The 14,586-nt window shown below is 60.1% G+C and carries 10 protein-coding genes and 1 pseudogene; 8 read left to right on the top strand and 3 right to left on the bottom strand.

Annotated elements, in window-relative coordinates; translation table 11 throughout:
• The first annotated feature begins 90 nt into the window (after nucleotides 1–90).
• Genes BM132_RS09335 through BM132_RS09325 form a run of 3 tightly spaced genes read left to right on the top strand, consistent with a single transcriptional unit; the run spans nucleotide 91 to nucleotide 4,321 of the window.
• On the top strand, nucleotides 91–1,614 hold the full coding sequence (locus tag BM132_RS09335; RefSeq protein ID WP_092454830.1) for a serine hydrolase domain-containing protein: 1,524 nt from the start codon (nucleotides 91–93) through the stop codon (nucleotides 1,612–1,614).
• Nucleotides 1,611–2,906 (top strand): omega-aminotransferase AptA, encoded by a 1,296-nt coding sequence (locus BM132_RS09330; RefSeq protein WP_092454828.1) that lies wholly within the window; start codon nucleotides 1,611–1,613, stop codon nucleotides 2,904–2,906. Before BM132_RS09335 ends, BM132_RS09330 begins: the two co-directional genes overlap by 4 nt.
• A complete protein-coding gene (locus tag BM132_RS09325) occupies nucleotides 2,903–4,321 on the top strand; it encodes an aldehyde dehydrogenase family protein (RefSeq protein WP_092454826.1) in 1,419 nt (472 codons plus the stop codon). Before BM132_RS09330 ends, BM132_RS09325 begins: the two co-directional genes overlap by 4 nt.
• 81 nt (nucleotides 4,322–4,402) lie before the next feature.
• Here the strand turns inward: BM132_RS09325 and BM132_RS28670 are convergent.
• A pseudogene (locus BM132_RS28670) lies at nucleotides 4,403–4,597 on the bottom strand (MFS transporter); the annotation flags it as partial.
• 141 nt (nucleotides 4,598–4,738) lie between these two features.
• Here BM132_RS28670 and BM132_RS09315 point away from each other — a divergent pair.
• The 3 genes from BM132_RS09315 (at nucleotide 4,739) to BM132_RS09305 (ending at nucleotide 7,754) form a co-directional block, all read left to right on the top strand.
• Nucleotides 4,739–5,353, top strand: a complete 615-nt coding sequence (locus BM132_RS09315) for a TetR/AcrR family transcriptional regulator (RefSeq protein ID WP_092454824.1) — start codon at nucleotides 4,739–4,741, stop codon at nucleotides 5,351–5,353.
• Nucleotides 5,354–5,652: 299 nt separating this feature from the next.
• A complete protein-coding gene (locus BM132_RS09310) occupies nucleotides 5,653–6,432 on the top strand; it encodes a thioesterase family protein (protein ID WP_092454822.1) in 780 nt (259 codons plus the stop codon).
• A 50-nt stretch (nucleotides 6,433–6,482) separates the two neighbouring features.
• On the top strand, nucleotides 6,483–7,754 hold the full coding sequence (locus tag BM132_RS09305; RefSeq protein WP_092454820.1) for an OmpP1/FadL family transporter: 1,272 nt from the start codon (nucleotides 6,483–6,485) through the stop codon (nucleotides 7,752–7,754).
• A 102-nt stretch (nucleotides 7,755–7,856) separates the two neighbouring features.
• Here the strand turns inward: BM132_RS09305 and BM132_RS09300 are convergent, their stop codons facing one another.
• Both BM132_RS09300 and BM132_RS09295 read right to left on the bottom strand, forming a co-directional pair.
• Nucleotides 7,857–8,642 carry an SDR family NAD(P)-dependent oxidoreductase gene (locus tag BM132_RS09300; RefSeq protein WP_092454818.1) on the bottom strand — a complete coding sequence of 262 codons (786 nt, stop codon included), beginning with the start codon at nucleotides 8,640–8,642 and terminating at the stop codon, nucleotides 7,857–7,859.
• 69 nt (nucleotides 8,643–8,711) lie between these two features.
• The gene (locus tag BM132_RS09295; protein ID WP_092454816.1) at nucleotides 8,712–10,172 is read right to left on the bottom strand and encodes an efflux transporter outer membrane subunit; all 1,461 of its coding nucleotides are present in this window, start codon (nucleotides 10,170–10,172) and stop codon (nucleotides 8,712–8,714) included.
• 222 nt (nucleotides 10,173–10,394) lie between these two features.
• On the opposite strand from BM132_RS09295, the gene BM132_RS09290 reads away from it, so the two are divergent.
• Nucleotides 10,395–11,504: an efflux RND transporter periplasmic adaptor subunit gene (locus BM132_RS09290; protein WP_092454814.1), complete on the top strand. Its 1,110-nt coding sequence runs from the start codon at nucleotides 10,395–10,397 to the stop codon at nucleotides 11,502–11,504.
• Nucleotides 11,501–14,581 (top strand): efflux RND transporter permease subunit, encoded by a 3,081-nt coding sequence (locus tag BM132_RS09285; protein WP_092454813.1) that lies wholly within the window; start codon nucleotides 11,501–11,503, stop codon nucleotides 14,579–14,581. The genes BM132_RS09290 and BM132_RS09285 overlap by 4 nt, the downstream gene beginning before the upstream one ends.
• The last annotated feature ends 5 nt before the right edge of the window (nucleotides 14,582–14,586 follow it).

Genomic DNA, 14,586 nt, shown 5'->3' with positions numbered 1-14,586 from the left:
AATTATATGGGGCTCAAATACATCAGGGCCGAAGAAAACAAATAGTTATCTGCATTATTTGAAACACAAAAACATTATTGAGGACCCATCATGACGTACATTCCGCTGCCCAGAGCTTTGCCCCACGAGCGGGGCGTAGATCCGGCCGGGGTTGTTGATTTCCTGCAAGCCGTCGCTGAAGCGGGTCTGGAACTGCACAGTTTCATGCTCTACCGTCAGGGCTCGGTGGTGGTGGAGGCGTTCTGGAGACCCTATTCAGCGCGGCGCATGCATGTACAGCACTCGGCCACCAAGAGCTGGACTGCGGCGGCTGTCGGTCTGTTGATCGACGATGGTCGCCTGGCGCTTGATGCAAAGGTGGTCAGCTTCTTCCCCGAATCATGTCCACAGCCGATAAGCGCCAATCTTGCCGCCATGACTGTGGAAGACCTGCTGACCATGCGCACCGGCCACAAACGTGGCATTTCTGGCGGCGACTGGCGCAACCTGCAAAGTAGCTGGGTCGAGGCCTTTCTCAACGAGCCGGTAGACGAGCCACCGGGTCAATCCTTTATCTACAGCAGTGCTTCCAGTTTCATGCTGTCGGCCATCGTCAACCAGGTCAGTGGTCAGACAGTGCACGCCCTTCTTCAGGAGCGCGTCCTGGACCATCTGGGGATTGACCAACTGGCCTGGGATCTGGCCCCGGGTGGCTTCAATTCCGGCGGCAATGGCTTGAGTTGCACCAGCGAGGATTCGTTGAAGTTCGGTGTGTTGCACTTGAATCAGGGGCAATGGCAGGGTCGGCAGTTGTTGTCACCGCAATGGGTCGCCGAGGCCACGCGCAATCAGGTTCAAGACGTTTGGATGGGGGCGTTCGACGGCAAGCAGTATCTGCCGCGCGACAAAAATAGTACCAACAACGCCCAGCGTGAAGGATATGGATACCAATGGTGGATGACCGAGCGTGGTGGGTATTACGCCTCGGGGGTGTTCGGCCAGCAGTGCATGATCCTGCCGGACAAGGACACGGTGATTGTCTTTACGTGTGGCCTTCGCCTGGGAGAGAAGCGTTTGCACTCAGCACTGTGGCAGCACCTGTATCCGGCGTTGGGACGTAAGGCTGCCACCCCGCTGGCCGATCAGGCAAAACTCGACGCCTTGGTCGAAGGCCTGTATCTACCCATGCTGCAAGGCTTGAAAAGCTCATCCGCCAGCAGCGCATTGCAAGGTCGTTTTGCCATGCAGCCAAACGAGGATGGGGTGCTTGAGGTGGCGTTCGACTTTCAGGACGGGCACTGCGATTTCACCCTGGTGGATCACCGTGGCACGCATCACGTGCGGGCTGGATTCGAGCAGCCGATCGAGACGATCACCAGCATCACGGGCAATTACTTGCATCACCAGTACCAGCCAGAGCAGACCCCCGTGATCGCTCAAGCTTGTTGGAGCGCCGAAGGCGAACTGCAGATGGACTGGCGTTTCGTTGAAACCGCGTTCGGCGATCACGTCAGGTGCCAGGCGCATAACGGCAGCTTGCGCTTTGATCGGGGCGTCAATACCAACGCTGGAGCCTTGCAGCGTCCGGCCCTGTTTGGAACACGAATTCAGCCTTCCAAGGAGTACAACCAATGACATCGTCCTTCTGGGCACCCTTTACTGCGATGCGCCCCTTCAACCGTCAGCCGATGCTGTTTGATCGCGCCGCCGGCATGCATTACATAACGACCGATGGGCGCGAAGTGCTCGATGCCATGGCGGGATTGTGGTGTGTCAATGCAGGCCACGGTCAGGCCCGGATTGTAGAGGCGATCCGCGAGGCGGCGGGGCGTCTGGATTTCGTATCTTCATTCAAGATGAGCCATCCGGCGGCGCTGAGCCTGGCTGACCGCCTGGCCGCGATCGCCCCGTCTGGACTGGACAAGGTGTTCTTCACCAACTCCGGCTCTGAAGCCGTGGACACAGCCTTGAAAATCGCTCGGGCCTATCACCAGGCTCGGGGTGATTGCCGTCGAACCAAGCTGATCGGTCGGGCCAAGGGGTACCACGGCATGGGGTTTGGCGGACTGTCGGTATCGGGCATCGGTCGGCAGAAACGCGACTTCGGCCCTTTGCTCGGCGATGTGGCGCACCTGCCATTACCTTACGATGCAGGCTTGCGCTTCAGTCCCGGTCAGCCGGAACTAGGCGCACAATACGCGGACGCCTTGTATCAACTGCTGGAGATCCATGACCCGGCCACGGTAGCGGCGGTGATCGTCGAGCCAGTCACCGGCTCCGGAGGCGTCTATGCACCGCCCCTCGGATACTTGCGAAAACTGCGAGACATATGTGATCTCCACGGTGTACTGCTGATTTTCGACGAGGTCATCACAGGTTTTGGCCGCGTCGGCGAGTCGTTTGCCGCCCAGGCCTTTGGCGTAACACCGGACGTGATGACTCTGGCCAAGGGCCTGACCAACGGTGCGGTACCGATGGGCGCAGTGCTGGTCAGCGGTAAGGTGTACGACGCGTTCATGCAGGGGCCGGAGCAGACCATAGAGTTGATGCATGGCTATACCTATTCCGCTCATCCGTTGGCATGTGCCGCTGGCCTGGCAACGCTGGACGTGCATGAGGAGTTAGGAATCAATGCCCACGTCCGGCAAATAGCTCCTGCATGGCAAGGCGCGGCGCTGGCCTTGCGCGGTCACCCGCTGGTGCTGGATGTGCGCGCCATCGGTTTGCTCTGCGCCGTGGAGCTCAATCCTCGCAACGAAGCCCCCGGCGCGCGGGCCGCAGAGGTAGCCCAACGCTGTTTCGAGGCAGGTGTGCTGGTACGCGCTTCGGGAGAAAACATAGTGCTGTCGCCGCCGCTCATCATTGATCAGGAACAAGTCGCCCTAGTATTCAGCACCTTGCTCAAGGCGTTGGAGGCGACTCGATGAATCATCTGGACTTTTACATGGATGGGGCCTGGGTCAGGCCCCAGGGCAACGACACCTTGCCGGTGATCAACCCGTCAACCGAACGTACCATCGCCACCATCAGCCTCGGCACGGTAGCCGATCTTGACCGTGGTGTGGCTGCGGCTCGTCGCGCATTCGAGGACTATGGGCAATGGTCGCGCGAGCAGCGCCTGGAGCTGCTGAGAGCGATCATCGACGGCTATCGTCAGCACAGCGAAGCGTTGGCGCAGTGCGTGCACCAGGAGATGGGCGCGCCGCTGTCGCTGGCCCGAAGCGCACACGTGCCGGCGGGCCTGGGCCACTTGCAACGGGCCTACGAAGTACTTGAGACCTATGAGTTCGACCGATCCCATGGCAGCACTTTGATCACCCGTGAACCCATTGGTGTGTGCGGCTTGATCACGCCTTGGAACTGGCCCTTGAACCAGCTCACCTGCAAGCTGGCGCCCGCGCTGGCAGCGGGGTGTACCGTCATACTCAAGCCCAGCGAAAAGGCGCCGCTGTCGGCCATGCTCCTGGCCGATATCCTCCACCAAGCCGGTGTGCCCAAGGGGGTATTCAACTTGCTCAACGGCGACGGGCCGACCCTGGGCGACGGCATCGCACGTCATGGTGGTATCGATATGGTTTCGTTCACGGGTTCCACCGGCGCCGGGATCGCTGTGGCAAAGGCGGCTGCGGATACGGTCAAGCGCGTGTCCCAGGAGCTGGGTGGCAAGTCGGCGAACCTGATTCTCACCGACGCCGATATTGAAGCTGCGGTCCGTCATGGGGTCAGTAGCTGTTTTCGCAACAGTGGTCAGTCGTGTAATGCGCCGACACGAATGTTGGTCCCTCGTGCTGTCCAGGCGCGGGCAATAGACATTGCCCGTGAGGTCGCGGCCAACATGTGCTTTGACGACAGCGACCCGGCCACCGCCATGGGGCCTCTGGCCAATCAGGCGCAGTTTGATCGGGTACAAACGCTCCTGGCTGAGGTGCAAGACATACAACCAGTGTGTGGTGGCTTGGGGCGTCCGGAGGGCGTAGCGACTGGCTTCTACGCCAGGCCTACGGTATTCGCTGACGTTCAGCCCGACCTACCCCTTGCCAGGGAGGAAATATTCGGCCCCGTATTGGTGATCATCCCTTACGACAGTGAAGAAGAAGCCATTGCCATCGCCAATGACAGTCCTTACGGTCTTTCAGGTTATGTGAGCGCCGGAACGTTGGAGCGCGCTCGCGCCGTGGCTCGGCGTCTGCGTACAGGCATGGTCCATCTCAATGGCAGCAAGGCTGACAATGGCGCACCGTTCGGCGGATACAAGCAATCTGGTAACGGGCGCGAGTGGGGGGTATGCGGGTTCGAGGAGTATCTGGAGCACAAGTCCATCTTTGGCCACAGTGGCTGTTGAACAGACGTTACCTGTCTTGCTGGATAATCGTATGCTGCGGAATGGTCATGGATGGTGAGAAGCATCTTAAATGTCAGGACGTCATTTGAAAGTGAGTCCCAGATATACCCAGTACAGCAGGGCAGTTGCGCTGATGGTAGCTCCTAACATGCAAACGGCGACCCAGCCAAAGTGTGCATAGGTATAAGTAGCAGCGATGGCGCCCAGTCCGCTGCCCAGTGAGTAGAAACACATATAGGCGCCAACGAGACGGCTTTGCGCATCGGGACGGCCAGCCCCTGCCTTCGATGGGCGCGAACTCTACCGAATATCAGCGTTCAGGTGCGGTGGCGGCGGTTTCGTAATCGTTAGATATGTGACTTGATTACCGTTCAGTCACAAGTTGTCATCCGCCTCCGAGGTCAGTAAGCTGATTGCATGAACCAGCCAAACTCCCCCAGCGTCCGTGGCCCAGTCGACCATGACATCCGAGACCAAATTGTCGCGGCGGCCAACGAACATTTCAGTCAATACGGTTACGGCAAGACCACGGTGTCCGACCTGGCCAAGGCCATTGGGTTTTCCAAGGCGTACATCTACAAGTTTTTTGAGTCCAAACAGGCCATCGGCGAAGCCATCTGCAAAAATTGTCTGGCGCAAATCGTTGCCGCCGTGGAGCAGGCCATCAAGGTGGAAGGCCTCTCACCCACGGAGCGCTTTAGACGCATGGTCAAAACACTGATGGTCACGGGCGCGGACCTGTTCTTCAATGACCGCAAGCTATACGACATCGCCGCGTTCTCGGCCTCGGAGCGTTGGCCAAGTTCGCAGGTTTATAATGCCCAGATCAAAGACTTTGTTCTGCAGATCGTACGGGAGGGTCGGGAACTCGGTGAGTTCGAGCGCAGGACGCCACTGGACGAGACGGTAGACGCGATACATCTGGCGCTCCAGCCTTTCGTCAATCCGTTGCTGTTGCAGTACAACCTCGATCGCATCGAGGATGCCCCAACGCTCACCTCCAATCTTATCCTGCGTAGCCTCATGCCCTGAGTTCAGGCTGAGGGCTGCATTGCCATTGCAACTTATCGCCGCATGGGTCCCCTGTGATTTCACCTTCTGAGTGAAGGTGTTCATTTGCCTGGGTTGTGACTGTTGACACAAATGGTCACTTGAATAAGTATGGCGAATCAGTTCTCAAGAGATCGCCATGATCCAGCGCCGCCGCAGACCTGCGCTTTTCTTCAGGTCAGGTCTTCACCGATGCCATTCACCCGTTTCGATTGGGAGAGGGCGACGCCTGCGTGCTGCTTGGTGGGGATCACGACCGGTCAGTTCAGGGGAGCGTTGATATGACCAGCTTTGCCCAGATGCTGCAGCAATTCGATCCACACTCACCTTTTGTTGCACCACCCAACTGGCTGCAGGGGCGCACGGTCTTTGGCGGTCTGTCTGCGGCGCTGTCGCTGCAAGCGGTTTTGCGTGAGTGTCCGACAGATTTTCCGCCGTTCAGGTCAGCCCAGGTGTCGTTCATTGGTCCTGTCACACAGGCCCAGACCTTCCAAGCCAGTGTATTGCGTCAAGGGCGGTCAGTCACCTCGGTAGCGGTGGACTGTATGTCGGGCGATGACCTGGCGCTGCGCACCACGCTGTTATTCGCTCAGCCGCGCGCGAGCAAAATCACCCACAACTCATGGGGAAGACCGCTTGTAGAGGGGCCATCCAAATACCCCACGCTGGTTCTGGATAGCAACGTCGCGCCGGCTTGCGCCCATAACTTCGAGATGCGCGCGGCGGGCGGTTCATTGCCAGTATCTGGCGCAGAAAATCCCGAACTGTTGATGTGGGTGCGGCACCTGGATGCACAGGGCGTGGACCCGGCCGTCGCCTTGGTTGCGCTCGCTGACAGTTTGCCGCCGGCCGCCATGACCTGCTTCACCGAGCCTGCCGCCATCAGCTCTGCGTCCTGGATGATTGATCTACCGCAGCCGGCCGTTGCTGGTGAATGGTTTCTTATCAGTTCTTTCAGCCAGCAGGCGCTGGAAGGTTACTCATTGCAAGATATGGAAATCTGGGACGAAAGCGGTCGACGAGTGCTTTGGGCGCGCCAGACCGTGGCAATTTTCACATAACACAACACCCGCTCCATTCACCTCAGCTACTGCTTTTAAGAGTTTTAATAATGAAAAAAATATGGCTCAAAACCCCGCTGGGTCTCGCTGTTGCGCTCGCAACTTCTCATGTGCTGGCGAGCGGTTTCGCGCTTAATGAGCAAAGCATCAGTGGGATGGGATCCGGGTTTGCCGGTCGCTCGTCTTCTGCTGAAGATGCGAGCACCGTTTTTGGCAATCCGGCGGGCATGTCTCGCTTGAAGAGGGAGCAGGTCAGTCTGGGGGCGGCGACGCTGTTCGCCAAGTCCGACATCAGCCAGACTCGCAGCACCTTCGGTGGCCAGCAGGACGGCGATATGGTGCCAGCGACCACGGTGCCGATGGGTTACTACGTCAATCCCATTGATGAGCACTGGGCGTTCGGTGTTGGTTTTTATGTTCCTTTCGGCCTGATTACCGACTATGGCAGCGGTTTCGCCGGGCGTTATTACGCCAACAAAAGCGAGGTCACGACCCTCACGTTCCAGCCCACTATCAGCTATGCCTTTAACGACAAAGTGTCGATCGGGTTCGGTCCTACCATCAACCGTATCAGCGGTGAGTTGTCCGGGATGGTGCCCAATCCACTCAGTCCTGGGCGCAATGATGGAAAACTCAAAAGCACCGGCGACGACACGGCCCTGGGTTTCAACGCGGGGATCCTGGTGCAGGCTACCGACCGAACCCGAGTGGGTCTGACGTACCACTCCAAAGTCAGTTACCACTTGGACGCCAAGACTAAGGTTACTGGTGGAGTCTTCAGCTTGCTGGGCGTCAGCGGCCAGAGCTATGACGCTTCGCTGGATGTGGATACACCGGAGTCGGTGGACTTCTCGGTGACTCATCAGCTCAACGATGACTGGACGCTTTATGCGGGGAGCACCTGGACACGCTGGAGTCGCTTCAAGGAACTGGTCATCCAGAACTCGGGTTTGCCTCCTTTGCTCAGTGGCTCGCTGAGCACCGTTGCCGAAGAGCAGAACTGGCATGACACGTGGGCCCACGCCATCGGTACGGCGTACCGGTTGAACAACCAGTGGGTGCTTCGCGCGGGCTTGTCGGTCGACCAGTCGCCCGCCAACAACACCGACCGCGGGCCACGTATTCCCACGGGCGACCGGACGGTGATCAGCTTCGGTGCAGGCTGGACGCCGGTGGACGATGTCACGATCGACGTTGCCTATTCTTATCTGTGGGAAGAGAGCGTGCAGGTCAATCACACCTCAGCGACCCGGGGCGCCTACAGCTCCACGTATAAGAACAGTGCCAGCGGCCTCGGTGCTTCTGTCAGCTATCGCTTCTGATTGATTGCCGCTTCGCGATAACGAAAAGGCCGGGAGCACAGGTTGCCTCCGGCCTATTTGTACGCATTCCTTTCCCTTCGGGAAGGTCTCCACATCGCCCACTCAGACGCCCATGACGTGCGCCATGATGCCTTGGTGAAACCGGCGAGGCGTGGCCCAGGTCAAGACCGTAATCGCTTTGTTGCCAAAGCCTGGCACGACACTCATGCGTCCGGCTTGCAGCGCACGGATTCCCGCAGCGACAACGGGCTGGGGCTGCATCATCACCATTTTCAGGGCCGGTGTGAGCTTTTGCCTGGCGCTTTGTGCAAATCCGGTGTCCGACATCCCGGGGCAAAGTGCGGTTACCACGACGCCGTCGTTTTTGAGTTCACGATGAAGTGCGTCAGAGAAGCGAAGCACATAGGCCTTCGCGGCAGAGTAAACGGCGAAATTCTTCACGCCCTGGAAGGCCAGCAGGCTGGCAACCATCAGGATATGTCCGCGTTTTCGGGCCCGCATGTCAGTCGCGAAGAGGCGCGTCAGGGCTGTCAGGCTGGCGATGTCCAAATCGATCATGGCCAGGGATTGTTCTACGGATTGATCCAGAAAGGGCCCCTGCAAGCCATGACCGGCATTGTTGATGAGCACATCGATCACGACACCGCGCTCGCTCAGTCGCTGGTACAGTTCGATGATTGCCGGAATCGAGGACAGGTCGACTTGCTCGACGAGCACCTCAACGCCGAAGCGTTCGTGCAACTGCGCCGACAGCGCTTGGAGTTTATCCAAACGGCGTGCTACCAGGACCAGCGATTTCCCTTGTGCTGCGTATTGCCGGGCAAACTCCTCGCCAAATCCACTCGATGCGCCCGTGATGAGCACCCAAGAGTTATCGTTCGTTTTCATATCGCTGTTCTCTGCTGGTTTTAGCTTAGGGAGGAGGGCGGGCAGGCGATGCCACGTCACCTGGTTACGTCATCGAGTTGCCACAGGCTCGGCGTGGGAAGGCTGCCAGCCACCGCCCAGTGCCCTGAACGCTGCGACCGCCGCTCGTGCCGATTCGGTTCGCGCTTGCGCTCGAGCATCGGAAGCCCGCAGCAGTGTTTCGTCGGCTTGCAGGACGTCGATGAGGCTGGCGGTGCCTTTCTCATAGGCAATGAACGAGGATTGACGGGCCTGAGTCAGGGCCGTCTCTGCTACGGTGAGGGTGGTCGCCTGGGCTTCGCGATTGACCAACGAGGAGAACGCGTTCTCGACATCCTCGCTGGCACGCAGCGCGGACTGGCGATAAGCGGCCAGGGCCTCGGCTTCCTGTCCCTTGGCTTGATCGATTTGCGCGTTGATACGGCCAAAGTCGAAGAGCCTCCAGCGCAGTCCCAATACACCCGCCGACTGGCTGGCGCCACCGGTGAAAAGGTTGCCGGCGGATACGGCGGTGGCGCTACCGAGCAACGCGCTGAGGGAGAATTTTGGATAGTACTCAGCAACGGCCTCTGCGATGCGTGCATTGGAGGCCGCTAGACGGCGCTCGGCCACGATGAGATCGGGCCGACGGCGCAGCAGATCGGCAGGGGTTCCCATAGCGGTTATCTGGGGTGCCAGAGGAATGCTCCGCGCATTGGCCAGTTGTGTGCGATGCGTGCCGGGCGGCGTGCCGAGCATGATATCCAGTGCGTTCATCGCAGCATCCAGGCCAATTTGCAGGACCGGAACTGTTGCTTGGACCTGTGCCAAGGCGCCCTCGGTCTGGCGAACCTGATAGCTGGCGGCGAGGCCCTTGCTGTAGAGCAGTTGGACCTTCTCCAGCAGTTCCTGCTGCGTTTTGACCTGTTGGTTGGCAATGCCCAAACGGGTCTGCAATCCGCGGACAGTGATGTAGATGTCGGCGGTCTGCGCAGCGACGGCCAGGCGGATGGCCGTGGCGCCCGCTGCGGATGCCTGGTATTCGGCCAGGGCGGCCTCGCGTGACCGGCGCAGGCTGCCAAACAAATCGACCTCCCAGCTGGCCCCAAGGTTGAGTTCGTAAGCGCTTCCATACCGATCATAGCCAGGCGTTGAATTCAGCACCTGGCCGAGTGGGGTTTCAACTGACTGATAGGCGCGCGCAGCCTGGCCGCTGATATTGCCCGAGGGCAGCAAAGCAGCATTGGCCGCACCCAGGCCGGCCCGCGCCTGCGCGACGCGCGCCGAGGCCTGCGCCAGGTCCAGGTTCTGCTCAAGTGCCTTGGCGACGAATTCGGTCAGCGTTGGGTCATCAAAGCCTTCCCACCAAGCTACGAGACTGGCCGGCATCGTCGCGGACCGCTGTTCGACAGAGGGTTGACCGAGGAAACGGTCCGATAGCGCAGTGTCCGGACGGTGATAGTCCGGACCCACCGCGCAGCCTGCCATCAAGCTGGCACTCAGTATCAGAGCAGCGGGGTGCAGTGGCGACATGGAGATTCCTGAAGTGGAGATTGATGTGTGACCATATTATATATTGGTCACTTTCTGTCAATGAACTCCTCATGGGTGGGTGCTCTCACTGGGGGCCATGGTCGCAATAAGTGTTGAGAAAATTGTAATTAAGTCTCTGGCCGCAACGGTTGTGACCATTGACAGTATTGGTCACGCGCCAGAGAATGTGACACCTGTTTCTATTCTTCAAGTAGGGAATCTATGCGCCGGCTTCGACCTGTCACCCTTGTCGCTTGCTTGTTGCCTCTCGTCCTGACGGCGTGTGGCGACTCTTCCACCGCCAAAGATCCGCGCACGCTCGCCCCTTTGGTGAGGGTCTCCGAAGTTCAGGACTCGTCCGGCCTCTGGCGTTCATTCACCGGAGTCGTGGCGGCTCGCGTCCAGAGTGACCTGGGTTTTCGAGTGTCGGGTAAGGTGCTTGAGCGGCTGGTCGATACCGGTCAGACCGTTAAGCGGGGGCAGCCGCTCATGCGTCTGGACCCCATCGACTTAGGCTTGCAAGCACGTGCGCAGCAAGAAGCTGTCACTGCCGCCAAAGCCCGAGCCAAACAGACCGCCGATGACGAGGCTCGTTATCGCGAACTGGTCGCCGCGGGTGCCATTTCCGCGTCCGGCTACGACCAGATCAAAGCCGCCGCCGATACCGCGAAGGCACAACTCAGCGCCGCGCAAGCTCAGGCTGACGTGGCCCGGAATGCGTCGGGCTATGCCGTACTGCTGGCGGACGCCGATGGCGTTGTCATGGAGACACTCGTCGAACCCGGGCAGGTGGTCAGCCCTGGGCAGCCGGTGGTTCGGCTGGCACGGGCCGGTCAGCGTGAAGCCATCGTGCAATTGCCTGAGACATTGCGTCCGGCCACAGGGTCCACCGCGCAGGCGACGCTTTACGGCAACACCTCGGCTGCTGTCACTGCCAAGTTGAGGCTGCTGTCGGATTCGGCTGACCCTGTGACACGCACCTTTGAGGCGCGGTATGTATTGGCGGGCGGGCTGGCCAATGCGCCGCTGGGTTCGACCGTGACCCTTCGGATCGCCGAAGACGGCGCGCAAGGGCCGGTCCTGCAAGTTCCGATCGCAGCCCTTTATGACCCGGGCAAGGGAACCGGTGTGTGGGTCATTGCCGGGCAACCGGCGAAAGTCAGCTGGCGGCCTGTTCAGGTCCTGGGCTTGAGCGACGACGCTGCCCGAGTTGCAGGTGAGCTCAAGGTTGGCGAGCGCATTGTCGCGCTGGGCGCGCATCTACTGCGCGATGGCGAGGAAGTGCGGCTGAGCCCACAGGGTGACGTAAAGGTTGCCGGGGGCCGTCAATGAGTCTCAATTTATCGGCACTCGCCGTTCGCGAGCGCTCCATTACCGTGTTCCTGATCTTCCTGATTGCCGTCGCGGGTACCTTGGCGTTCTTCCAGTTGGGGCGTGCCGAGGACCCGCCGTTTACGGTCAAGCAATTGACCGTCATCACTGCCTGGCCGGGCGCGACCGCCCAGGAGATGCAGGACCAAGTCGCCGAGCCGCTGGAAAAGCGCCTGCAAGAACTGAAATGGTACGACCGCTCGGAAACCTACACCCGTCCAGGTCTGGCTTTCACCATGGTCTCACTGGTTGATCGCACGCCGCCCTCGCAAGTGCAGGAGGAGTTCTATCAGGCACGCAAGAAACTCGACGATGAGGCCACCCGACTGCCGGCGGGTGTCATCGGGCCGATGGTCAATGACGAGTATTCGGACGTGACCTTCGCGCTGTTCGCCCTGAAGGCCAAAGGCGAGCCGCAGCGCCTGCTGGTGCGAGATGCCGAAGCGTTGCGCCAGCGCCTGTTGCACGTGGCGGGCGTGAAGAAGGTCAACATCATCGGTGAGCAGCCCGAGCGCATTTTCGTGTCCTTCTCCCATGATCGCTTGGCCACCTTGGGCGTCTCGCCCCAGGACATCTTCGCCGCGCTGAACAGCCAGAATCTGCTCACGCCTGCTGGCTCGATCGAAACCCAAGGGCCGCAAGTCGTCCTGCGGGTGGACGGCGCCTTCGATAAATTGGCGAAAATTCGCGATACACCGCTTACGATCCAGGGGCGCACGCTGAAGCTCTCGGACGTCGCGACAGTCGAGCGCGGATATGAAGATCCGGCCACTTTCCTGGTTCGCAATAACGGCGAAGAGGCGCTGCTGCTGGGGATCATCATGCGCGAGGGCTGGAACGGCCTGGACCTGGGCAAGGCACTGGACGCCGAGACGACCAAGATCAATGAAGGCATGCCACTGGGCATGACGCTGACCAAGGTCACCGATCAAGCCGTGAACATTGACTCGGCCGTCGGTGAGTTCATGGTCAAATTTTTTGTCGCGCTGCTGGTGGTCATGCTCGTTTGCTTTCTCAGCATGGGCTGGCGTGTAGGCGTTGTGGTCGCAGCCGCCGTACCGTTGACATTGGCGATCGTGTTTGTGGTGATGGCGGCCACCGGCAAGAACTTCGACCGGATCACCCTGGGGTCGCTGATCCTGGCGCTCGGGCTGTTGGTGGACGACGCGATCATCGCGATCGAAATGATGGTGGTAAAAATGGAGGAGGGCTACGACCGGATCAAAGCGTCCGCGTATGCCTGGAGCCACACCGCTGCGCCGATGCTGTCCGGTACGCTGGTGACGGCGATTGGCTTCATGCCCAACGGCTTTGCGCAATCGACCGCCGGCGAATACACCAGCAACATGTTCTGGATCGTCGGCATCGCCCTGATCGCCTCCTGGGTCGTCGCGGTGGCTTTTACCCCTTATCTTGGGGTGAAGCTATTGCCGGACATCAAACCGGTCGAGGGCGGTCACGCGGCGATCTACAACACCCGCCATTACAATCGCTTCCGCCGCCTCCTGACCCGCGTCATCGCGCGCAAATGGTGGGTGGCCGGCACCGTGGTCGCGACATTTGTCGTGGCGATTCTCGGCATGGGTCTGGTCAAGAAGCAATTCTTCCCGACCTCAGACCGTCCCGAGGTGATGGTCGAGGTGCAGATGCCCTATGGAACCTCCATCGAGCAGACCAGCGCCGCCACGGCCAAGGTCGAGGCCTGGTTGCAAAAACAGGATGAGGCGAAAATCGTCACCGCCTATATCGGTCAAGGTGCGCCGCGCTTCTACCTGGCGATGGCGCCGGAGCTCCCTGACCCATCCTTCGCCAAGATTGTGGTGCTGACGAGCAGCCAGGAGGCCCGTGAAACCCTCAAGTTCCGTCTTCGCGAAGCGGTCGCCGAAGGGCTCGCCCCGCAGGCGCGGGTGCGGGTGACTCAACTGGTGTTTGGTCCGTATTCGCCATTCCCCGTGGCCTACCGGGTCATGGGCCCCGATCCGTCAACGTTGCGCGAGATCGCCGGTCGGGTACAGGACGTCATGCAGGCGAGCCCGATGATGCGGACCGTCAATACCGACTGGGGACCACTGACGCCGACGCTGCATTTCAGCCTGGATCAAGATCGCTTGCAGGCGGTGGGTCTGACCTCTAATTCCGTCGCCCAGCAGTTGCAGTTCCTGCTCACGGGGGTGCCGATTACGGCGGTTCGCGAGGACATCCGTTCGGTGCAGGTGGTCGGCCGCGCTGCGGGCGATATTCGACTCGATCCCGCCAAGATAGAAGGTTTTACCCTGGTGGGCGCGGCGGGGCAGCGTGTTCCGCTGTCCCAGGTCGGCGAGGTTGATGTGCGCATGGAGGATCCTATCCTGCGGCGGCGTGATCGCACGCCGACCATTACCGTGCGCGGCGACATTGCCGAAGGCTTGCAACCACCGGACGTCTCGAGCGCAATCCTCAAACAACTGCAGCCGCTCATGGACACCCTTCCTGACGGGTACCGGATCGAGCAGGCGGGGGCCATCGAGGAGTCGGGCAAGGCCGGTCAGGCGATCGTGCCGCTGCTGCCGATCATGGTTGCCCTGACGTTGCTGATCATCATCCTCCAGGTACGCTCGGTCTCGGCGATGGTCATGGTGTTCTTCACCGCGCCGCTGGGATTGATTGGCGTGGTGCCGACCTTGCTGATCTTCCAGCAGCCGTTTGGTATCAACGCCCTGGTTGGCCTGATCGCACTGTCGGGCATTTTGATGCGCAATACGCTGATTTTGATTGGGCAAATCCACCACAACGTGCAAGAAGGGCTGGACCCGTTCCACGCGGTGATCGAGGCCACCGTGCAACGGGCCCGGCCGGTGCTGCTGACGGCGCTGGCGGCCATCCTGGCATTCATCCCCCTGACGCATTCCGTCTTCTGGGGGACGCTGGCCTACACGCTGATCGGAGGGACCTTCGTCGGCACCATCATGACGCTGGTGTTTCTGCCGGCGATGTATTCCATCTGGTTCAAGATCCATCCTGACAAACAGGTCCAAACTGAAACAGCGAGGCTGGCGTAAGCCAG

The organism is Pseudomonas sp. NFACC45 (assembly GCF_900113505.1).
Classification (GTDB): domain Bacteria; phylum Pseudomonadota; class Gammaproteobacteria; order Pseudomonadales; family Pseudomonadaceae; genus Aquipseudomonas; species Aquipseudomonas tehranensis.
This window is presented reverse-complemented; position numbering and strand designations above follow the sequence as displayed.